We start from the raw sequence: 21,687 nt of genomic DNA on the forward strand, positions 1-21,687 counted from the left end.
GTAGCCGTAATTTGACCTGGGTGTTCGTTGTTGACCGACGCCCGGGTCTTTTTGTATGTCTGCTTGTGCCCGGTTTGATTGGCAAAGTGGAGGAGGAGAGGCTGCACCTGACCATGGGTACAGAAAGGATCGAGCATGTCTGACAGGAAAGTTCTTCACGGGATCGGTGTTTCTTCGGGGGCGGCGTCGGGGCCGGCTGTGCTGGTGACGCCGGCGGTGGGCATCGATCGCCATGAGCCGGCGTCGGCGGATGTCGAGGTCGACGGTCAGCGCGTGCGCGACGCGCTCGACGGTGTCGCGGCCGGGCTGACGGAGCGCGCCGCCCACGCGGACGACGCCTCGAAGCAGATCCTCGAAGCCACCGCCATGCTGGCGAAGGACCGCGGCCTGATCAAAGACATCGACAAGGAGCTCGCGAAGGGCACCGGCGTCACGGCCGCCGTCCACGCCGCGGTCGAGGTCTACGCGAAGAAACTGCGCAAAATCGGCGGCTACATGGCCGAGCGCGTCACCGATCTCTACGACATCCGCGACCGCGCGACCGCACGTCTGCGCGGACTTCCGGAGCCGGGCGTGCCGGACTTCACGGAACCGTCGGTGCTGATCGCGCATGACCTCGCACCCGCTGAGACGGCGACGCTTGACCGCAACAAGGTCCTCGGCATCGTAACCGAAGCCGGCGGCGCAACGTCGCACACCGCGATCCTCGCCGCGCAGCTCGGCATTCCAGCCGCCGTCAAGGTCAAAGGAATCACCGAATCGCTTATCGACGCCACCCCCGTCGCCCTCGACGGCGGCGTCGGCGAAGTCATCATCGCGCCGTCCGCCTCGGACGTCGAGGAGCTCGAGGAACGCTCCCGTCGCCGCGCCCGCGCCCTCGCCGGATCGTCCGGTGAAGGTGCCACGAAGGACGGACGCAAGGTGAAGCTGCTGGCCAACATCGGCACCGCCGCCGACGCTGAATCCGCCGCCGCCATGGACCTGGAAGGCTCCGGCCTCTTCCGCACCGAATTCCTCTTCCTCGACCGCGAGCAGGCCCCATCGGTGGAGGAGCAGACCGAGACCTACACCTCTGTGCTGAGATCCTTCGGTGACCGCCGCGTTGTCGTCCGCACCCTCGACGCGGGTGCCGACAAGCCCCTCGCCTTCGCCGACCTCGGCCCCGAGGAGAACCCCGCACTCGGTCAGCGCGGTGTCCGCCTGACCCAGGTACGCGAGGAACTCATGGACAACCAGCTAGCCGCTCTCGCCGCCGCACGTGAGGCCGTGCCGGAATCCGACCTGTGGGTCATGGCCCCCATGGTGGCGACGACGGAGGAGGCGCGGTGGTTCGTCGATAAATGCCGGGCCGTCGGGCTGCCCAAGGCTGGCATCATGGTGGAAACCCCCGCCGCCGCCATCCGCTCCGCGAACGTGCTGGCGATCGCCGACTTCGCGTCCATCGGCACCAACGACCTGTCTCAGTACACGATGGCCGCCGACCGCCTTGAGGGCGACCTCGCCCCGCTGCTGTCCCCGTGGCAGCCCGCGGTGCTGTCCATGATCCGCGAGACCTGCCGCGGCGGCGATGCCACCGGCAAGCACATCGGTGTCTGCGGTGAGGCAGGCGGCGACCCGCTCATGGCCCTCGTCCTCGTCGGCCTCGGAGTGTCGTCCCTGTCCATGGCGCCGTCCAAGGTGGCTGCCGTGCGCGCCGCCCTCCGCCTCCACGACTTCGAGACTTGCAAACAGATGGCCAACTACGCCGTCGACGCCTGGAGCGCCAAGGAGGCACGCGAAGCCGCCCTCAGGCTCGCCGACCCGGTGCTGCGCGACCTGCTTTAGCGGGTAGGAACACGCGCCGGGGACTGCTGACCCTCCCTGGCACGAACCCAACTACTCAACTGCTGATACGGCGATCCCGCGAAACACCACGCAGGACCGCCGATCAACCACGCCCGAAAACATGAGGCAAGAAAATCCGGCCGGATACCAGGGGCGAACTGTGGTGCGCGGGGTGCTTCTTCCTGGGACTGTTGTGCTCGGTGCTTTTGCGCGGTGCTGGTTCAAGCGGGGGCTACTTGAGGGTCGCGTACATGATCGCCTTGATGGAATGCATGCGGTTCTCGGCCTCATCGAAGACCTTGGACTGGGCGGACTCGAAGACCTCATTGGTGACTTCCATCTCGGTGATGCCGAATTTCTCGGCGATATCGGCGCCGATCTCCGTCTTGGTGTCGTGGTAGGAGGGCAGGCAGTGCATGAAGATGGCGTCGGGGGCGGCCTTCGCCATAACGGCAGAGGTGACGCGGTAGGGCTCGAGGAGGCGGATGCGCTCTTCCCAAATGTCGTCGGGCTCGCCCATGGAAACCCAAATGTCGGTGTAGACGACGTGGGCGCCGGTGACGGCTTCGTCGACATCTTCGGTGAGGGTGATGGGGGCGGCGGTGGGGAGGGAGGTGCAGGCGTCGATAAGCTCTTGCTCCGGCATTTGTTCCTTGGGGCCGCAAGCGACGAAATGAATGCCGAGCTTCGCGCACACAACCATAAGTGAATTGGCGACGTTGTTGCGCGCGTCGCCCGTGTAGACGAGCTTGAGGCCGCGGAGCCCTTGCGGGAAATTCTCCTCGATGGTGAGCATGTCGGCGATCATCTGGGTGGGGTGGAATTCGGTGGTCAGGCCGTTCCACACGGGGACGCCAGCGTTGGCGGCGAGCTCCTCGACGATCTCCTGGCCGAAACCGCGGTACTCGATGCCGTCGAACATGCGGCCCAGCACGCGGGCGGTGTCGGCGATGGATTCCTTCTTGCCCATCTGCGACGAGCCGGGATCGAGGTAAGTGACACCCATGCCCAGGTCGTGGCCGGCGACTTCGAACGAGCAGCGGGTGCGCGTCGACGTTTTTTCGAAGAGCAGCACGATGTTCTTGCCCTCCAGGTGCCGGTGTGGGGTGCCGGTGAGCTTGAGGTTCTTGAATTGACGCGACAGGTCGATCAAGTACCGGATTTCCTCGGGCGTGAAATCGAGCAGCTTCAGAAAATTGCGGCCGGACAGACTGACAGGCATTGGGGTGCTCCTTTCGGTTTCCGTCCATCCTATTTGCGCATTTCGCTTATCGACGTCCCACTCTTGTTCGCTACCAGCGAACACCCCTAGGAGCTGGTGTTTTGCGGCTTTTCGGCGCTTTGCTCTTTCGAGGAGGGATTGTCCCGTGTACGTGCGCGTTATGGTGGGTGGAACTTAACGCCAATTAACTCAGAAGTTAGCTCTCACCAACAGCCAAAAAGGGGTTGCCACATGTTCGAGCGGTTTACTGACCGTGCACGTCGCGTGATCGTGCTGGCCCAGCAGGAAGCGCGCGACCTGAACCACAACTACATCGGCACCGAGCACATTTTGCTCGGTCTGATCCAGGAAGGCGAGGGTGTCGCCGCCAAGGCTCTCGAGTCGATGGGGATCAACCTCGAGGATGTGCGCCGCGAGGTCATCGACATCATCGGGCGCGGCACGCAGCCGCACACCGGCCACGTGCCGTTTACGCCGCGCGCGAAGAAGGTACTGGAGCTCGCGCTGCGCGAGGGCCTGCAGATGGGCCACAAGTACATCGGCACTGAGTTCCTGCTGCTCGGCCTGATCCGTGAGGGTGAGGGTGTCGCGGCGCAGGTGCTGATCAAGCTCGGTGCGGATCTGCCGCGTGTGCGCCAGCAGGTCATTCAGCTGCTCTCGGGTTACGAGGGCGGCGAAGGCCAGAATCCCGAGGTCGCCGAAGGACAGGGCAGCGGCCCGAGCCTTGCCGGCGCCGGCTCTAGCCAGGGTGGCCTGGGCGGCCCGCGCGGCGGCGGGGGCGAGCGCTCTAATTCGCTGGTGCTCGACCAGTTCGGCCGCAACCTGACCGCCGCCGCGAAGGAAGGCAAGCTCGACCCGGTCGTGGGACGCGACAAGGAGATCGAGCGCATCATGCAGGTGCTGTCGCGCCGCACGAAGAACAACCCGGTGCTCATCGGTGAGCCGGGTGTGGGCAAGACCGCCGTCGTCGAGGGCCTGGCTCTGGACATCGCGAACGGCAAGGTCCCGGAGACGCTGAAGGACAAGCAGGTCTACTCGCTCGACCTGGGTTCCCTGGTGGCCGGTTCCCGTTACCGCGGTGACTTCGAGGAGCGCCTGAAGAAGGTGCTCAAGGAGATCAACCAGCGCGGCGACATCATCTTGTTCATCGACGAGATCCACACGCTCGTCGGTGCAGGTGCCGCTGAGGGCGCCATCGACGCGGCCTCGCTGCTGAAGCCGAAGCTTGCCCGCGGCGAGCTCCAGACGATCGGTGCGACGACGCTCGACGAGTACCGCAAGCACATCGAGAAGGATGCCGCGTTGGAGCGCCGCTTCCAGCCGGTGCAGGTGGACGAGCCGAGCATCGACGACACCATCCAGATCCTTAAAGGCCTGCGCGACCGTTACGAGGCGCACCACCGCGTGTCCTACACCGACGACGCGCTGGCCGCCGCGGCGAACCTGTCGGACCGCTACATCAACGACCGCTTCTTGCCGGACAAGGCCGTCGATCTTCTCGACGAGGCCGGCGCCCGCATGCGTATTAAGCGCATGACCGCCCCGAAGGGGCTGCGCGAGGTCGACGACCGCATCGCCGACGTGCGCAAGGAAAAGGAAGCGGCGATCGACGCCCAGGACTTCGAGAAGGCCGCTGGCCTGCGTGATACCGAGCGCAAGCTGGGCGAGGAGCGCGCCGAGAAGGAGAAGCAGTGGCGTTCCGGCGAGCTCGAGGATATCGCCGAGGTGGGCGAGGAGCAGATCGCGGACGTGCTGGCGAACTGGACCGGCATCCCGGTGTTCAAGCTCACCGAGTCCGAGTCGTCGCGCCTGCTCAACATGGAGGAGGAGCTGCACAAGCGCATCATCGGCCAGGACGATGCCGTCAAGGCCGTCTCGCGCGCTATCCGCCGCACCCGTGCCGGCCTGAAGGATCCGCGCCGCCCGTCCGGCTCGTTCATCTTCGCCGGCCCGTCCGGTGTGGGTAAGACCGAGCTGTCGAAGGCACTCGCCGAGTTCCTCTTCGGCGAAGAAGACGCCCTGATCCAGGTCGACATGGGCGAGTTCCACGACCGGTTCACCGCGTCCCGCCTGTTCGGTGCCCCTCCGGGATACGTCGGCTACGAAGAGGGTGGCCAGCTCACGGAAAAGGTGCGCCGCAAGCCGTTCTCCGTCGTGCTTTTCGACGAGATCGAGAAAGCCCACAAGGAGATCTACAACACCCTCCTGCAGGTGCTCGAGGAAGGTCGTCTCACCGACGGCCAGGGCCGCAACGTCGACTTCAAGAACACCGTCCTGATCTTCACCTCCAACCTGGGTACCTCCGACATCTCCAAGGCTGTCGGGATCGGCTTCACTGGCGACAGCGCCACGGATGCCGATGCCCAGTACGAGCGCATGAAGAATAAGGTCCACGATGAGCTGAAGAAGCACTTCCGCCCCGAGTTCCTCAACCGCATCGACGAGATCGTCGTCTTCCACCAGCTCACTCAGGAGCAGATCGTCGAAATGGTCGAGCTGCTGGTCACCCGGCTGGAGAAGAATCTCGCCGCGCAGGACATGGGCATCGAGCTTTCCGACGCCGCCAAGAACCTCCTCGCCGCCCGCGGCTTCGACCCGGTTCTCGGCGCCCGCCCGCTCCGCCGCACCCTGCAGCGCGAGATCGAGGATGTCCTGTCCGAGAAGATCCTCTTCGGCGAGATCGGCGCCGGCGAGATCATCGAGGTGGACGTGAAGAACTGGGACGGCAAGACCGACAGCCCGCGCGACTACGAACCGGCTGAGTTCACCTTCACCCCGAAGCCCAAGCCGCTGCCGGAGGACACTTTCGGCGACCTCGACGAGGACGATGTCCGTGACATCGCCCCGCAGGATGGCCAGGAGGACGTGCAGATTCGTGCGACCATCCCGCCGGACCCGACTGATTCCGACGATTCGGATGGTTCCGACGAGACCGAGACCACCAGCTTTGGCGGCGGTGACGAGGCCACGGGCACCGATACGCTCGAGCCCCCGCGCGAAAGCGAAGGTGACGGCAACGAGGAGGCCGATGGCCCCAAGCCTGACGATCTTTCCGACGGCGACGACGGTGAGAAAGCCTAGGGGCTTCGGAGCCTTTGCATAGCAGCGCTCCCCGCACACCCAGAGAAATTGCTGGGTGTGCGGGGAGCGTTTTCACGTCCGCTGGAAGGCCCCTGACTATTAGAAGGTGCCACAGTTGGAGTGGTTCGGCACGTCGTTGAAGCGGTCGAACATCCACTGCATCGAAGGACCCACGTGGGTGAAGATGCCGACGACGTGGTTGCCTGCGGTCTTGAGACCGGGGGTCAGCGGTGGAAGAGCACTGTCGTAGTAGGTGAGGTTGGCGCCGAGAGCGCAGTGATCACGGGCCATCTGCGCCACTTGGTCGCTCGGGACCACGTCGTCGTGGCCGGCGGTAGAGACCATGATCGGGCCGGTGGGCAGGCGGCGGCCGAGCTTCTGGGCATCCTGAAGCTTGCGCATGGCGGGCGGCTCCACGACAGCCTCACTCAGTGGCTTCCCGCTGGTGGTGAACTGGCGTGTATCGCTAAAGTCCCACTTGAGGGCACTGTCCGCGATGCACGCGTCGGCGGTGGCGGCGAGGAACTCGCGGCCGCGGTCGGTGAAGATCGGTTCCAGCACAGGGCCGAGCTCCGGGTAGCGCTCCTGCCAAGCGTTGATGGCGAAGCCGAGAACCGACGTGATCGTCGAACCATCGACGCCGCGCATCGACGCCGGCAGGTCCGCCGGGGGTGCGCCTGAGAACGTCGCCTTCACATTCAGCTCAGGTGCGTACGTGGATGCCAGCTCAGCCGCGGCCGCCGCAGCACCGCCGCCTTGGGAATAACCCCAGAAGCCGACCGGGATCTCGACGGAGGTGGTGGCCCGGGCGGCGTCGAGCATGGCGTGGCCTTCTTCCTCGTGGAGCACGTACATGTGCCCGCCGGGCGTACCGAGCCCGATGTAGTCCGTGACCACGACGCGCATGCCCATGAGTGCCGCCGCCTGATAGCTCGGCAGCTCATAGTTCGTGCCCAGGGAACCCGTGGAGAGGTTGGCCTGCCCCAACATCCAGGTGCCCCGCGATGGGGCACACGCATCGCCGGACCCGCGGGTGCCAGGACCGAAGACGACAGTCGGCCGCGGGCCCTTGCCGCGCCACGGGTTCGCCGGCTCGATGATCGCACCGCTGACAGGGACGACCTCACCGTGCACTGTCGTCGAGGTGTAGAGGATCCGCTTTGCGTGGCCGTAGAAGTTCGGGCCCAGGATATTCAGCAGGTGCGGCGCGGGTTGTGTGCGGAGGATCTTGCCCGGCCGGTCGAGCTGGTCGGCCGGGACCGGCTCGTCGTAGAACGGGTCGTAGCCGTGTACCGGGGCACCGCCCGGGGTCGTGGTCGCATGCTCGATGCCTTCACGGATTTCCTGGGCGGTCTGCGCTTGAGCCGCAGGGGTGCCCAGGCCGGCCGTGGTGCCATCCACCGCAGCAGCGCTCAGTCCCGCAGCGGTGATGAATGCGGCGGCGGTGCGGGCAATGGTGCTCTTTTCACCCGATGAGCCCCGGTTCAGGCACAGACGGCGGGAAGAAAGCAAGGTGTGGGAAACGACACGAATCATGCGTCGAATATTAAGCCAGTTTTGGGGATGTCGCGTGGTTTCTGTCGAAAAACGAGGGCGGTAGCGGGCGCGGGGGTTGGGTGGCCGTCGTAAGATGTGGCGCTATGGGTTTGCTCTACAGGGATAAGAAGAAGGTCGGCAAGAACTCGTGGATCAACATGTCCAAATCGGGTGCGTCGATGTCCACGAAGATGGGGCCAGTGACATTCAACTCGCGCGGCGGCGTGTGGGTGAAGCTGCCCGGTGGCATGACCTATCGCGGGCGCTGGAAGTAGCACGGAACAAGCGGGGAACAAGCACGGCACAAGCGGTTCTGGGCGGCCGTGCCGGGGTGCAGCTAGGGAAGGCGGAACTGCCCGTCGCTGTCTTGCACGGCTAGCCCGTCGTCGAGAAGCGAGTACAGCGCCCGGGATCGCTGGGCGTCGTCGGGCCAAACGATGTCGATTGCTGCTTGCGGCACGGGGCCGCTGGCTTCGCGCAGCACTTTCAAGATTTTGCCGCGCACCTGCCGGTCGGTGCCGGCGAATTTCTGGACCTTGCGGCGGGCGAGCTCTTCCTCGGTGGGCGCAGGTGAGCCGGCGGCGACCCAGGCGCAGGAGTCGAGCAGGGGGCAGGTCCCGCAGGCCGGGTTGGCGGCGGTGCACACCGTGGCGCCGAGTTCCATGAGGCCCGCTGAGAACACGGCGGCGCTGGAATCTGCAGGGTGGGCATGGCCAGCGGCATCGGCTGAGTCGGCGGCGGTGGGCAGCAGCGCCGCAACCCATTCCAGCTCAGCCTTCTGTGGGCGCGCGAGCGGCCGTCCGGCGACGGCACGCGCGTAGACGCGGCGCACGTTGGTGTCCACGACGGGCACAGCCTGCCCGTAGGCAAAGGCGGCGACGGCGCGGGCCGTGTAGTCGCCGATGCCGGGCAGGGCGAGCAACGAGTCGACGGAGGAGGGGACGCGGCCGTGGTGGTCGTCGACAAGCGATTGAGCGCATTCTTTGAGGCGGAGCGCGCGGCGCGGGTAGCCGAGGGTACCCCACGCGCGCAGGACATCGTCTGTGGGCGCGGCGGCGAGGTCGGCGGGCGTGGGCCAGCGGGCGATCCATTCTTCCCAGATGGGGGCGACGCGGGCGACGGGGGTTTGGTGGCTCATCACTTCGGACAGCAGCACGCCCCAGGGGGTGGTGCCGGGGCGCCGCCAGGGGAGGTCGCGGGCGTTGTCGCGGTACCAGTCGATGATGTTCGCGGGATCAATCACAATACGTGCAAGAATAGTGGCTATGCCTTTCAGGAAGATTCCGCGGGATGCGTGGGCGCATCTTGAAGCGGGTAACGCGAGGTTCGCCAGCGAGCGCCCGGAGCACCCGAACACCAATGCTTATCGACGCGCCGAGCTCCGCTCCGGCCAAGCCCCCTTCGCCGCAGTGCTGGCGTGCTCGGATTCGCGGGTGCCGGTGGAGATGCTTTTCGACGTCGGCCTCGGCGACCTCTTCGTCATCCGCACCGCCGGCGGCTGCGTCGACGCGGCAGTGACCGGCTCCCTGGAATACGCGGTGAAGTCGTTGGGTGTGTCCCTGATCGTGGTGCTGAGCCACGAGAGCTGCGGCGCGATCGGTGCGGCTGCATCGTCGTTCGAGGAAGGGGATTTGCCGGCTGATCTGACGCGCGTGTTCGTGGAGAAGATCGCGCCGAGTGTCCTGGCTGCCCAGCGCGCCGGGCGCGACGACCGTGCCGGCATCGAGGAAGTCCACGCGGAGGTCACCGCGGAGCACATCATGGCCCGCATTCCGGCTTTGCAGTCGAAGGTGGATGAAGGCAGCGTCGGTGTCGTCGCCGCAAGATACAGGCTTGAAGATGGCCGCGTCACAAGCGTTCAGGAGCATTTCGCGGGTTAGGATCACGGTGTGACACACCAACCGCCCCGCCGACCTGACCGCCCAAACCGTCCGAGCCGCTTGAGCCGTCCGAGCCGTTCCGAAGAGGACCGCCTCGAGCACGGAGATGCCCGGCCGCTGCCGCAGGAGATCTACATGCGGCGCCGCGTGGCCGCCGCCGCGGTGATTCTCGCCGTTGTGGCCCTGGTGGTGTGGGCACTGACTGCTGTGGCCCGTTCGGGCGGCGGCGACGAGGCTTCCGAGACTCCTCCGCCTCCGCCGTCGACTTTGGTGACCACGCCGACTGAGCCGAACCCGGGGGAGTCAGGTGAGTCGGGTGAGTCTGGCACGGACACCACCACGAGCGGGACTGATTCGACGGGCACCGAAGCGAAGTCGAGCGACGCAGCAGCGACCGAGGAGAAGCCCGGCTCGTCCGAGGGGGCCGAACCCACTGGCGAGAAGGATGCCGCGGCTCTGGCCGCGAAGAAGACGTGCGAGCTGCAGGACCTGCAGCTGACCACCGAGTTGAACAAGACGGCGTTCGCGCCCGGTGAGCCGGCGGACGAGCGCAAGTTCAGCGTCCTCATCCACAACCCCACCGGCGGGGACTGCGTCATCAACACCGACGATAATCAGCTGCGCTTCGCCGCCTTCTCCATTGCGCGCGAGGGCTACCAGCAGATCTGGAGCGACACCGACTGCAACAAGCCCATGATCACCGGCAAGGAGACGTTCCCGGCCGGCGAGACCCGCAAGTTCACGGCGGCGTGGTCTGGCCTGGACTCCGCACCCGATCGTTGCGATGCCCGCCAGCCCGCCGCCCCCGGCGCCTACGCCGCCGTCGGCTTCCTGGGCGAGAACAGCTCCGATCCGGTGACCTTCAATATCACCGGCTAGCTGAAGCTGCGCCGCCCACCCCCGCAGGCTCGGACCGCACCTAGACGATCCGGCGCAGCCCTTCCACAATGTGGCGCGCCCACAGCGGCGACACGTGCTCGGCCTCGGCGATCTGCTCGGCGTCGGCGACCCGAATCGCGTCAAGGTCGCCGAACTGGGCGACGATGCGGTCGATGAGGGATTTCTGCACCCGCGGAATGCGGGACAGCGCCCGGTACCCGCGCGGGGTGACCGCCTCCATGAGGCTCTCCTCGGTCGCGGGCAGACCCAGAATGCTGGCTAGCGCGGAGGTGCTCAACAGCTCGGAGTCGGGGAGGAGGTCGAGGGAGTCGATGGTGTCGTCGATAAGCGAATTGCTCGGCGTGCCCTCCGCGACGAGGTAGTCGCACACCAGCATGGCGATGTCGTGGTAGATGTTGCCGCGCAGCTCGATGAGCTGGAGACGCAGCTGCCGCGCGTCGGAGCCGAGCTCGAGGATCTGGTCGTCAACGTCGCGGGCGGCGCGCTGCAGGAGCAGCTGGCGCTGAAGGAGGTGCAGGACGTCCTCGACCGTGGCGTAGCGGTTCATCTCCGCGACGCTGAGGCGCTGGTTCGCCTTATCGACGCGCAAACGGTACTGCTCCACCGTCGCGATCGCCTGGCGGGCGCGCGTCATCATCACGCCGGGCTCCTCGATCGCGTGGCGTTTGCCGTCGGCGTAGACCGTGAGGATGCCCATCGACGCCGACACCGACACAACCGGCACTCCCGTGTGCAGGGCCGTGCGCTCGGCGGCGCGGTGGCGGGTGCCCGTCTCGGAGGTCGGGAACGTCGGCGACGGCACGAGCTGGACGTTGGCGCGGGTGATGCGGGTGGCGTCGCCAGAAAGAATGACGGCACCGTCCATCTTCGCCAGCTCGCGCAGCAGCGTCGGGGTGAACGGCACGTCGAATTCGATGCCGCCGTCGCAGATTTCGGCGACCTCGGGGCCGTTGCCGATCACGATGAGTGCGCCTGTGCGGCCGCGTTTGATGCGCTCGAGCCCGTCACGCAGCTCAGTGCCGGGCGCGAGACGCTGGAGCGTGTCACGCATGAAGGTCATAAGAAACGCAGTCTACTTTCGCTTGTCGACGCACGCGATCGCCTCCCCCAGCGTCCCCACCTCCTCGACCCGCATGGCTGGGACGTTGGGGGAGCTGTTGGCTCGGCCCGCGGGGACGATCGCGTGTTCGTAACCCAGGCGGGCCGCTTCAGTGAGACGGCGCTCCAGGTTGGGGACCCGGCGCAACTCGCCAGCGAGGCCGACTTCGCCGATGACGACGGTTTTGGACGGCAGCGGCTGGTTGTGCAGGCTCGACCAGGTCGCAAGGGCCACTGCGAGATCCGTGGCGGTTTCTGTGATGCGCATGCCGCCGACTGTGGCGACGTAGGCGTCCTTGTCGTTCGTGCGCTCCCCGCAGCGCGCCTGGAGGACCGCGAGGACCATAGGCACCCGGTTAAAGTCGAGGCCCGTCACGACGCGGCGCGGCGACTTGTTCACCGGGTCGACCGTGAGCGCCTGGACCTCCGCGAGAATGGGGCGCACACCGTCCATCGCGACAGTGACAGCCGAGCCGTCCGGCGTCTGCCCGCGGTGGGAGAGGAACAAGCCGGAGGGGTCGGGGACCTCCCGGATTCCGTCGGCCGTCTGCTCGAAGCAACCGACCTCGTCGGTGGCACCGAAGCGGTTCTTCATGCCGCGAAGCATGCGCAGGCTCGTTTGCCGGTCGCCTTCGAAGGTGAGGACGACATCGACCAGGTGCTCCAGCACCCGCGGGCCCGCGACGTTGCCGTCCTTGGTCACGTGCCCGACGAGGAGGATCGGAAGGTTGGTCGTCTTCGCCAGGGTGGTCAGCGCCGCAGTCACCGCGCGCGATTGCGCGACGCCGCCAGCCACGCCCTCGACGCCGGGTGCCTGCATCGTCTGCACCGAGTCGACGATCAGCAAGCTCGGCTTCACCGCGTCGACGTGGCCGAAGACCACATCCAAATTGGATTCCGAGGCGAGGAAGAGCCTGTCGTTGAGCCCGCCCGTGCGCTCCGCGCGGCCGCGGACTTGGGCAGCGGATTCCTCCGCGGTGACGTAGAGGGCGGTGCGGCCGGAACCGGACTCGGACTTGGAATCGGAGCCGGACTCTGGTCCGGAGACGGAGTCGGCGGAGGCCCAGCGGCTGGCGACCTCGAGAAGCAGCGTGGACTTGCCCACGCCAGGTTCGCCGGAGAGGAGAACCACTGACCCGGGAACAACGCCTCCGCCGAGGACGCGGTCGAGCTCGGAAATGCCGGAAGGGCGTCGATAAGCGGCGCTCGCGGCGATCTTCGTGATTGGCTGCGCGGCGCTCGTGGGCGTCAACCCGCGGGGAGCTGGGCCCGCGGGGCCTACGGAGGAGGCGGCGGCAGAACGCGGCGCGCTAGCCTGCTCCTGGAGAGTGCCCCACGCGCCGCATTCGGGGCAGCGGCCGAGCCATTTCGGCGACGAGTAGCCGCACTCGGAACACGTGTGGACGGTGCGCTTCTTCATCGCGGGCCGGCCGGGAGCTTAGTGGGAGGTGTGCCCTTCGTGGGCCTGCTCGGCCTCGGGCTGACGGTGGGTCTTGCCGGACTCGACGGTCGGAGCGGAGATGGTGGCGAGTGCCTCGACCTTGCCCGAATCGAACGTGAAGGTGACGGGCAGGTTGCCGCCGTACGCGTACTCGCGGTTGTTCAGCTCGGTCTTGACGTACTGGATCTTGTCCAGGTCCGTCTGGGGCAGGTTGTCCAGGCCGTCCGCGGAGTCGCCGACGATGGACGTGTTGTACGGCATCGGGGCGACGGAGCCGAGCTGCACGTTCTGGCCGTCGACCTCGACGGACTGCAGCTGGTGGTCGCGCATATCGTAGTCCTGGTTCGTGGCGGTGAACTTTAGGGCTGCCTCGCCGTTCTCGTCGAGGAGGACGGTGACGTCGCGGACGGCCACGGAACCGTCTTCAGTCTGGGCGCTGGCGCCGTTGACAGCCGCGACCTGGGAAGAGGTCTGGGTGATCTGGCCTGCCGAGCATGCGGCGAGCAGCAAAGCGGATGCGGCGGCGACCGAAACAGCGCCACCGCGGCGTGCGACCGACTTCAGGGACTTCACGTCGATGTCCTCCATAGAGATTTCTTTAAGGCGTATCACCGAATCACCTTAGCCTTTCGGCAGCCCCAATACACAGTTTGTGTGCCGACCGGAGACATACCGCACGCCCAAACAGGGGTCATCCGGGGGTATCCGGGCAGGCCCGGCAGGGGCAACGGGGCAGGTGCTAGGATCGTCATGTTGATTCGAACCCCCGAAAGAGGAGATTTCATGGATTTCACAGTCGGAGAAGTGGTCGTCTACCCGCACCACGGTGCGGCCCGTATCGCCGACATTGAAAAGCGTGAGATGGGCGGGGAGGAGCTCGACTTCCTGGTCCTGAATATCCTGCAGTCCGATCTTTCGGTGCGCGTGCCCGTGAAGAACGCCGAGTTGGTCGGCGTCCGCGATGTCGTGGGGGAGGAGGGCCTGCGCAAGGTCTTCTCGGTCCTGCGCGAAACGGACGTCGAGGAGGCCGGCAACTGGTCCCGCCGCTACAAGGCCAACCAGGAGCGTTTGGCGTCCGGCGACATCAACAAGGTCGCTGAGGTTGTGCGCGATCTGTGGCGCCGCGACCAGGGCCGCGGGCTGTCTGCGGGTGAGAAGCGCATGCTGGGCAAGGCCCGCCAGATCCTCGTCGGCGAGCTCGCGCTCGCGGAGCCGGTGGACGAGAAGAAGGCCGACGGCATGGAGAAGGAGATCCAGGCGGTGATCGCGCGGCATGTGGAGCAGGGGCTCGTCGAAAAGCCGCGCGAAGATTTCGATCCTGAGGACGATGTCGATCTCGACGACCTCAGCTTCGACGACGATGACAGCGAGGACTAGCTCCCCCGTCGTCGCGCTTGTTGCCGCCGCCGGGCGTGGGACGCGGCTCGGCGCCGAGATTCCGAAGGCGTACGTGCAGCTGCGCGGCCGGTCACTGTTGGAGCGGTCGGTCACGGCGATGGAGACGTCCGAGATCGTCGACAGGATCGGCGTGATCGTCAGCCCTGACATGGAGCCTCTTGCGCGGCGGTTGCTGCGCGGCCACGACATCCAGTTCATTCACGGTGCGGGCGAGCGCGCGGAGTCCGTGTGGGAGGGCCTGAAGGCACTTTCGCTTAACGACGCCACCGTCCTCATCCACGACGCCGCCCGCGCCCTCACCCCTCCAGGCATGATCGCCCGCGTGGCGCGCGCCGTGCTCGACGGGGCCTCGGCTGTCGTGCCTGTTGTGCCTGTCGCTGACACGATCAAGCGCGTCACCGCGGACGGCGCGGCTGTCGTGGACACCCCCGATCGCGCCACTTTGCGTGCCGTGCAGACACCTCAGGGCTTCGACTTGGCGACCCTGCGCGCCGCGAACGAGAAATACTTTGCGCAGGGTGGTGCCGCCGCTTCCGGCTTCACCGCCACCGATGACGCCAGCTTGATGGAATGGTTCGGTGCCCCTGTGACGGCGGTGCAGGGCGACCCGATGGCGTTCAAGATCACCACCCCGATCGACCTGGTGCTCGCGGAAAGGATCACCGACGAGGCGGAACCGACTGTCTTCGATGTCCCGGCTTCGATGCCCCCGGGCAGCTAGTCTCGGGGGCATGACTGATTTGCGCGTCGGAACTGCGTTTGATGCCCACCAGATTCAGGAGGGCAAGCCGTGCTGGCTCGCGGGCCTTCTGTTCGAGGACGTTCCCGGGTGCGAAGGGCACTCGGACGGGGATGTGGTCTCCCACGCGATCGTGGACGCGGTGCTCTCGGCGGCGGGTCTGGGGGATCTGGGGAGCTTCGTCGGCGTCGGCCGCCCAGAGTACGCGGGTGTGACGGGGGCGCAACTGCTCACCGAGTTGCAGGAGCAACTCGACGCGGAGGGATTCCGCGTGGTGAATGTTTCGGCGCAGTTGATCGCCCAGACCCCGAAGCTGGGGTCGGTTCGCGGGGAGGCGCAGCGGGTTCTGTCGGAGGCGCTCGGAGCGCCGGTGTCGGTGAGCGCGACGACAACGGACCACATGGGCTTCACCGGCTCCGGTGAGGGACGGGCGGCGACGGCCGCCGCGCTCGTGGAACGAAAGTGCCAACCCTAAGAACTTAAGTCCCTTACCTGCATTTTCAGGTTCCATTCAGCGCATGGCACGGTTACGTTGAGGTCATGCGAAAAATAAAGACTCGGACTCGGGCCCTGGCTGTTGTCGTGGCACTGGCTGTCGTGCACGCGCCCGCCGCAGCCACTGCCGGCGCCGCTGTGCCGGCAATGCCGCAGGGCTACCCGATTGAGAACTTCGGCACGAAGTGCGGGGACGGTGTGACTCCGGAGTGGCGGTACGCGGAGACGGCGCGCCGCTACCTCGCGGACGGCACCGTCCAGTTCACCAACCGCACCGACCAGACCGTTCCCTACACCGCGACAGTGGAGACGGGAACCAACCACAAGATCGAAGCCAATTCGAAGGCGGCCCTCCCGAACGGCTGGGACACCACGGCGAAGACGGACATCGGCCTGAAGGAGTCCAACGGCTGGATCGAGGGCGAGACCTTCGGCCCCATCAAGCTCGGCCCGGGGGAGTCCTTCCGCGTGGATTACGGAGTGCTTGAGAAGGACTTCATCTCCATGTTCATCACTTGTGACGATGGTGTGCTCCAAAACGCTCCGGGTGCGAACGTCATCCGCGGCACCGGTCCGGCGGAGCGCTACGCGTTCGCCTACATCATCAAGGCGGACGGATCCATGTCCAACTTGGCGATGGAAATTCCGGCGCGCGCCGAGGGCGCCAACTCGAAGCCGGCGGGCCAGACGTACACGGCGACGTCGGGGCCGAGCCTGGAGAAGATCGCCAGTGAACGCGACATGGCCGTCAAGCCCGACGCCAGCTTCCGTCGCGACGCCGACTGGCCGACGGAGGGGCAGCCAGCGCGCAAGGGCGACATGTCGTACTACCCGTACGACATTGAGGCGGTCACGCCGACGTTCCGCAAGCCCGGCTATTCCCAGGACTTCCTGAACTGGTCGAAGGGCGACTACACCTTCCGGCCCGTGACCGATTACGTCGTCGGCGCCGAGAACAACCAGTACGTCAACTGGATGGGCGACAACGGCCGCCTCCCGGCCGGCTGGCTCACGTCTGTCGGAGCCGTCAAGCGGGCGTACATGCCGGTGGGCACCGAGCTGAAACCGATCGACTTGAAGCCCGGCGAGCGCGTGCGCGTCGAATACGGGACCACGATGACCCGGATCAACTACCGGGAGATCTCCGCCGGCCGAGACGGCAACTACTCCCGGATCACGGCCCACCCGCAGTCCAGCGCCCCGACCGGTTTCTGGGCGGAGGCCACGGTGAAGGCCCCGGACGGCACCACACGGACACTCGACGTCACCCCGGACGAGTACCGGAATCTCCCTGTCCCCACCCAGTCCTACCTCTAATAAGAACTAGAACCAGGCTCAAGCCCAGAACCAGAAAAGGATTCGACCATGAAACGCATCATCGCCGCAGCCACCGCTGTGACCCTCGCTTTCGCCCCTGCTGCCAACGCACTCCCGCAGCGCAACTTCGACGCGACCAACCCGACGACTATCGGCGAGCGCTGTGCCAACCCGGGCGACCGCGGCCAGACGGTCGAGATCGTCCGCAGCTACTTCGATGGCTCCGCCGGCACCTGGACGGTGTCCAACTACAACGACGAACCGCTGCCGCTGATCCGCACCATCAAGGAAACGAAGACCAAGACGTGGAACGTCAGCGCAGGTCTAAGCTTCGATGTTGCCAAGCTGATTCAGTTCACCTTCTCCACCAGCTACACCACCGAGCAATCCTACGAGGTCGGCGAGCAGGTCGGCCCTTACAACGTCGCCCCGGGCAAGACCGCCGTGATGCAGGCTGGCTGGATCGTCTCTGACTTCAAGGGCCAGGAGACAGTGTGCGGCAGCGACAACACCTGGCAGGCCGCCGGCAACACGTTCACCGCGACGATGCCGAAGGAGCGCCACGTCCGCGTCAGCACCCGCGACAACATGGACTGGGGCGCCTAAATGAGGAAATTCACCGCGGCGCTGTTGTCGGCTGCTGTCGTTGCCGGTCTCGCGGCGCCGGCGCAGGCGGCGGCACCGGAATTCGAGCTTCCGCAGCGCTGGAACGACGACCTGGCTCCGGGATCCCACTGCGCAACCCCGGGGCAGACGGACACGTACGTGACCGCGAAGAGGCGCTGGTTCAAGCAGACCGACGCAGCCAGTGTCGCGAACTTCACGGAGGAAGCCGTCCCGGTATCCCAGAACGTGAAGGAAAAGCGGGTGGAAACGCTCGAGGTGTCGGGCACCTTCACTCCGAAGGGCGACCTGGTGAAGAATGTCTCCCGCGCCTACGGCTGGAAGTACGTGCACCAGGTGACGTGGACGCTAAACCAGAAGGTCGGTCCGTACACACTCGCCCCGAATACCCAGGGGCGCCTCGTCTGGGGCTTTACCATGCTCGACGGTGACGCCCAGGATGTGCGGTGCGGGGAGGATCAGGTGTGGGGTGCCGTCGGCAAGCAATATGCTTTCACCCTTCCTGAAGCGCGGTATGCGGAGCTGAAGGTCGAATCTTCGGAACTGTAGACTGCGGTTGTGACTCAACGCATTTTCGATACCGCGACCCGCACACTCCGTGACTTCGAACCTGTCCGCGCCGGGCATGTCTCGATGTACGTGTGCGGGGCGACGCCGCAATCTTCGCCGCACATCGGGCATCTGCGCTCGGGGGTGGCGTTCGACATTGTGCGCCGCTGGTTCGCCGCGAACGGCAACGACGTGGCGTTCGTCCGCAACGTGACGGATATCGACGACAAGATTCTCACCAAAGCCGCCGACAACGGCCGCCCGTGGTGGGAGTGGGTGTCCACGCACGAGCGCGAGTTCACGCGCGCCTACAACACGCTGAATGTGCTGCCGCCAAGCGTGGAGCCGCGTGCGACGGGGTTCGTGACGCAGATGGTCGAGTACATGCAGCGTCTCATTGACAACGGTTTCGCCTACGCGGCGGACGGGTCGGTGTACTTCGATGTCGCGGCGTGGGTCGCGGCGGACGGGTCGGATTACGGCTCGCTGTCGGGCAACCGCGTCGAGGAGATGGAGCAGGGCGAGTCCGATGTACGCGGGAAGCGCGGTGCACACGACTTCGCCCTGTGGAAGGCGGCGAAGCCGGGGGAGCCGAGTTGGCCGACTCCGTGGGGCGACGGCCGCCCGGGCTGGCACCTGGAGTGCTCGGCGATGTCCACGTGGTATCTCGGCGCGGAGTTCGACATCCACGGCGGCGGGCTCGACCTGCAGTTCCCGCACCACGAGAACGAGCAGGCGCAGTCGCACGCCGCGGGCGACGGTTTCGCGCACTACTGGATGCACAACCACTGGGTGACCATGGCTGGCGAGAAGATGTCGAAGTCGCTGGGCAACGTGCTGTCCATCGACAACATGCTCGAGGACGTGCGCCCGGTGGAGTTGCGCTATTACCTCGGTTCAGCGCACTACCGCAGCGTGCTCGAGTACTCGCCGGCGGCGCTGCAGGAAGCGGCAGTCGCTTATCGACGAATCGAGGACCTCATCTCCCGCACCTCCCGCTCCGGGCTCGTCGAACGCGGGACCTGGACCGACGGTTTCGCCGCCGCGATGAACGAGGATTTCGCTGTGCCTAAAGCCCTGGCCGAGATTCACAACACCGTGCGCGCGGCCAACAAGGCGCTCGCCGACGGAGATGCCGGAACCGCTCGTGAACTCGCCGGCTCGGTGCGCGCGATGACGGCTGTGCTCGGTGTCGACCCGGTGGAGTGGGCTGACAGGGCAGGCACTGCAGGCGCCGCGGGCGCTGGTGGTGCGGGCGCGGCTGGTGGCGCCGCCGCCGGTGATTCGGCGGGTGCCGCGGCTGCCCTCGATGTGCTGGTCACTGCGGAGCTGGAGCGCCGCGCGCAGGCCCGCGCCGAGAAAGACTGGGCCACCGCCGACGAGGTGCGCGACCGCCTCACTGCCGCGGGCATTGAAGTGACGGACACCGCTGATGGTGCGACGTGGGAGCTGAAGGGAAACTAGAGCATGGCTAAGCCGTACGAACGCCCAGACAAGCAGAAGAGCAACAAGAAGGGCGCCACCAAGGGTTCCGGTGGCCAGCGCCGTCGCGGACTGGCCGGCAAGGGCCCGACCCCGAAGGCCGAGGACCGCATCTACCACTCCGCGCACAAGAAGAAGCTGGAGCGGCAGCGCCGGGATTCGGGCCGCCACGAGCGCGAGCAGTCCGATCTGGTGGTGGGCCGCAACCCGGTGATCGAGTGCCTGCAGGCGAAGGTGCCGGCAGAGGCCCTCATTGTTGCGCAGGGTACCGGCCACGACGACCGTCTGAGCGAGGCTGTCCTCATCGCCAACACCCGCCAGATCCCCGTCCACGAGGTGCCGCGCCGGGATCTGGACGCGATGACGGGCAATGGCCTGCACCAGGGCATCGGCCTGAAGATCCAGCCGTACAAGTACGCCGATGTCTTCGACCTGATCGCCTCGGTGAAGGAACGCAACCAGACCGGAATGTTCGTCGTGCTGGACAACATCACGGACCCGCGCAACCTTGGTGCGGTGATCCGTTCGACGGCGGCGTTCGGCGGCCACGGCGTGATCATTCCGGAGCGTCGTTCGGCGCAGGTCACGGGTGTCGCATGGCGCACCTCCGCCGGTACGGCTGCGCGCCTGCCTGTCGCCCGCGCGACGAATATCACGCGCACGATCAAGCAGTTCAAGGACAACGGCTACATGGTCGTGGGCCTCGACGCAGGCGGCGAGCACACTCTGGACACTTTCCACGCGGCGACGGATCCGGTGGTCATCGTCGTCGGTTCCGAGGGCAAGGGTATCTCCCGTCTGGTGCGCGAGAATTGCGACGTCATCATGTCCATTCCCACCGAAGATTGGGTGGAGTCCCTCAACGCGTCCGTCGCGGCGGGTGTCGTGCTCAGCGAGTTCGCGCGCCAGCGGCGGGTTTCCAACGGGACCCCGGGCAGCGACTAGACATCGCCTTCTGAGTCCGGCAGGCGCGGCCTCCCCAGGCGGGGAGAGGGCCGGGAAAGAGTGAGGTCGTTTGTCATGAACTGCTTGCGATGATCTCGTCGGCATGAACTGTTTTGCATGAATCGAGTAGCGGGTGGTCACTGCACAGCCCCGCCTAGGACTGTTGTCGGTTCATGCAGACTAGTTCATGCAGACCGATTCATGCCGATTGTTTCTCGGCAATCGAATCATGCCGAGGAAGCATGTAGGACCAACTCCTACAGCCCGAAGAAGCGGGTGACGAGCTCCGCTCCCACCACCTTGTCCGTCCCCGGCCCGATTTTCTCGTCCAGCTGCTTTGGGCTGGGCACGAGGTGGCCCATGCCTTCGATGGACCACAACTCGACAGGCGCGGCCTGCTGAGGGGAGCCGGCAGATTCGACGCGGGCGGAATTGACGCGGGCGGAATCGGCGCGGGCGGGGGAGCCGGGCACGCCGGGGCCGAAGCGGTCGATGCGCACGCCGTCACGTGAAGCCGAGGTGCAGTGGCCGGGGTTCAAGCCGTTGAGCTCGGCGAAAAAGCGGGCGGAGTCGATCGCGGACCGGGCAGTGCCGCGGTTGGCGTCGCCGATGCCGGACTGGCCGCCTTCGTAGGGCACGAGCGGGTCGGCGGTGCCTTGCACGCACAGCACCGGTGTGGGGACCCAACCTGGGGTTAGGGCGGCCATTTCGGGCAGCAGGTTGTCGTCGGTGGGCCAGGCGGCACCGAAGCAGGCGATGCCGGACAGCACTCCGGGGCGCTCGAGTGCGAAGCGCTGGATCATGGCGCCGCCGTTGGAGAACCCGCACCCGATCACGGGTCCGTCGGAGTGGGGGAGGAGGGCGGAGAGGAAGGAGGAGTCGTCGATACGCAGTTGGCGTGCTTTTTCCTGGAAGCCGACGCGGTGGTCGTTGAAATGCCTGTCGACCCCATCCGGGTAGATTACCGTGCACCCGCGGTCCGCGAGCGCGTCGAATGTGTTGCCCGTGAACCGGCGGGCGACGCTGCCTGACTGGAGCGAACCGTGCAGGAAAAGGACCACGGGGGCGCCGGGTCGGGGGTTGTCGGGGAGCACTTCGGTGAAGCGGCGCTGTACGCCGCCGTGCTCGAGGGTGCGACGGTTCACAATCACGCTGT

Annotated in this window: 20 protein-coding genes; 13 read left to right on the top strand and 7 right to left on the bottom strand. The window is 66.3% G+C overall.

The features are described from left to right. The first annotated feature begins 135 nt into the window (after window positions 1–135). Window positions 136–1,824 (top strand): phosphoenolpyruvate--protein phosphotransferase, encoded by a 1,689-nt coding sequence (ptsP, locus tag QYR03_RS09545; RefSeq protein WP_301713175.1) that lies wholly within the window; start codon window positions 136–138, stop codon window positions 1,822–1,824. Window positions 1,825–2,056: 232 nt separating this feature from the next. On the opposite strand, the gene argF is transcribed toward ptsP, so the two are convergent. Continuing rightward, the gene (argF, locus tag QYR03_RS09550) at window positions 2,057–3,046 is read right to left on the bottom strand and encodes an ornithine carbamoyltransferase (protein WP_301713176.1); all 990 of its coding nucleotides are present in this window, start codon (window positions 3,044–3,046) and stop codon (window positions 2,057–2,059) included. A gap of 231 nt (window positions 3,047–3,277) precedes the next feature. Here argF and QYR03_RS09555 point away from each other — a divergent pair, with 231 nt between their 5' ends. After that, window positions 3,278–6,127, top strand: a complete 2,850-nt coding sequence (locus tag QYR03_RS09555) for an ATP-dependent Clp protease ATP-binding subunit (protein ID WP_301713177.1) — start codon at window positions 3,278–3,280, stop codon at window positions 6,125–6,127. 99 nt (window positions 6,128–6,226) lie between these two features. Here the strand turns inward: QYR03_RS09555 and QYR03_RS09560 are convergent, their stop codons facing one another. Further along, on the bottom strand, window positions 6,227–7,663 hold the full coding sequence (locus QYR03_RS09560) for a lipase family protein (RefSeq protein ID WP_301713178.1): 1,437 nt from the start codon (window positions 7,661–7,663) through the stop codon (window positions 6,227–6,229). A gap of 104 nt (window positions 7,664–7,767) precedes the next feature. Between QYR03_RS09560 and QYR03_RS09565 the strand changes: the two genes are divergently transcribed. After that, entirely contained in the window at window positions 7,768–7,938 is a 171-nt protein-coding gene (locus tag QYR03_RS09565; protein WP_259850342.1) for a DUF4236 domain-containing protein, read from the top strand. Window positions 7,939–8,000: 62 nt separating this feature from the next. On the opposite strand, the gene QYR03_RS09570 is transcribed toward QYR03_RS09565, so the two are convergent. Beyond that, window positions 8,001–8,906 (bottom strand): A/G-specific adenine glycosylase, encoded by a 906-nt coding sequence (locus QYR03_RS09570; protein ID WP_301713179.1) that lies wholly within the window; start codon window positions 8,904–8,906, stop codon window positions 8,001–8,003. Window positions 8,907–8,928: 22 nt separating this feature from the next. Between QYR03_RS09570 and QYR03_RS09575 the strand changes: the two genes are divergently transcribed. Further along, window positions 8,929–9,543, top strand: coding sequence for a carbonic anhydrase (locus QYR03_RS09575; protein WP_259850344.1), 615 nt, complete (start codon window positions 8,929–8,931; stop codon window positions 9,541–9,543). 60 nt (window positions 9,544–9,603) lie between these two features. After that, on the top strand, window positions 9,604–10,422 hold the full coding sequence (locus tag QYR03_RS09580) for a hypothetical protein (RefSeq protein WP_259850346.1): 819 nt from the start codon (window positions 9,604–9,606) through the stop codon (window positions 10,420–10,422). 40 nt (window positions 10,423–10,462) lie between these two features. Here the strand turns inward: QYR03_RS09580 and disA are convergent, their stop codons facing one another. From disA to QYR03_RS09595, 3 genes are read right to left on the bottom strand one after another with little or no spacing between them, the layout of a single operon-like run. Continuing rightward, complete coding sequence (disA, locus tag QYR03_RS09585; protein ID WP_259850348.1) at window positions 10,463–11,503, bottom strand: DNA integrity scanning diadenylate cyclase DisA; 1,041 nt, start codon at window positions 11,501–11,503, stop codon at window positions 10,463–10,465. Between the two features lie 12 nt (window positions 11,504–11,515). Further along, window positions 11,516–12,961, bottom strand: a complete 1,446-nt coding sequence (gene radA / locus QYR03_RS09590) for a DNA repair protein RadA (RefSeq protein WP_259850350.1) — start codon at window positions 12,959–12,961, stop codon at window positions 11,516–11,518. An 18-nt stretch (window positions 12,962–12,979) separates the two neighbouring features. Beyond that, window positions 12,980–13,570 carry a hypothetical protein gene (locus QYR03_RS09595; protein WP_259850481.1) on the bottom strand — a complete coding sequence of 197 codons (591 nt, stop codon included), beginning with the start codon at window positions 13,568–13,570 and terminating at the stop codon, window positions 12,980–12,982. Window positions 13,571–13,765: 195 nt separating this feature from the next. Here QYR03_RS09595 and QYR03_RS09600 point away from each other — a divergent pair, with 195 nt between their 5' ends. From QYR03_RS09600 to rlmB, 8 genes are all read left to right on the top strand, one after another. Then, on the top strand, window positions 13,766–14,359 hold the full coding sequence (locus tag QYR03_RS09600) for a CarD family transcriptional regulator (RefSeq protein ID WP_259850352.1): 594 nt from the start codon (window positions 13,766–13,768) through the stop codon (window positions 14,357–14,359). After that, the gene (gene ispD, locus QYR03_RS09605) at window positions 14,343–15,101 is read left to right on the top strand and encodes a 2-C-methyl-D-erythritol 4-phosphate cytidylyltransferase (protein ID WP_259850354.1); all 759 of its coding nucleotides are present in this window, start codon (window positions 14,343–14,345) and stop codon (window positions 15,099–15,101) included. Before QYR03_RS09600 ends, ispD begins: the two co-directional genes overlap by 17 nt. Before the next feature lie 10 nt (window positions 15,102–15,111). Beyond that, entirely contained in the window at window positions 15,112–15,594 is a 483-nt protein-coding gene (ispF, locus tag QYR03_RS09610; RefSeq protein ID WP_259850356.1) for a 2-C-methyl-D-erythritol 2,4-cyclodiphosphate synthase, read from the top strand. 65 nt (window positions 15,595–15,659) lie between these two features. After that, on the top strand, window positions 15,660–16,931 hold the full coding sequence (locus QYR03_RS09615) for a hypothetical protein (protein ID WP_301713180.1): 1,272 nt from the start codon (window positions 15,660–15,662) through the stop codon (window positions 16,929–16,931). A gap of 48 nt (window positions 16,932–16,979) precedes the next feature. Then, entirely contained in the window at window positions 16,980–17,537 is a 558-nt protein-coding gene (locus QYR03_RS09620; protein WP_259850360.1) for a hypothetical protein, read from the top strand. Next, a complete protein-coding gene (locus tag QYR03_RS09625; protein ID WP_259850361.1) occupies window positions 17,538–18,104 on the top strand; it encodes a hypothetical protein in 567 nt (188 codons plus the stop codon). A gap of 9 nt (window positions 18,105–18,113) precedes the next feature. After that, entirely contained in the window at window positions 18,114–19,568 is a 1,455-nt protein-coding gene (gene cysS / locus QYR03_RS09630) for a cysteine--tRNA ligase (protein ID WP_301713181.1), read from the top strand. A gap of 3 nt (window positions 19,569–19,571) precedes the next feature. Further along, window positions 19,572–20,531, top strand: coding sequence for a 23S rRNA (guanosine(2251)-2'-O)-methyltransferase RlmB (gene rlmB, locus QYR03_RS09635; protein WP_259850364.1), 960 nt, complete (start codon window positions 19,572–19,574; stop codon window positions 20,529–20,531). 257 nt (window positions 20,532–20,788) lie between these two features. On the opposite strand, the gene QYR03_RS09640 is transcribed toward rlmB, so the two are convergent. Continuing rightward, a complete protein-coding gene (locus QYR03_RS09640; RefSeq protein ID WP_301713182.1) occupies window positions 20,789–21,682 on the bottom strand; it encodes a PHB depolymerase family esterase in 894 nt (297 codons plus the stop codon). Window positions 21,683–21,687 lie beyond the last annotated feature (5 nt).

The organism is Corynebacterium sp. P4-C1, assembly GCF_030503595.1.
GTDB lineage: Bacteria > Actinomycetota > Actinomycetes > Mycobacteriales > Mycobacteriaceae > Corynebacterium.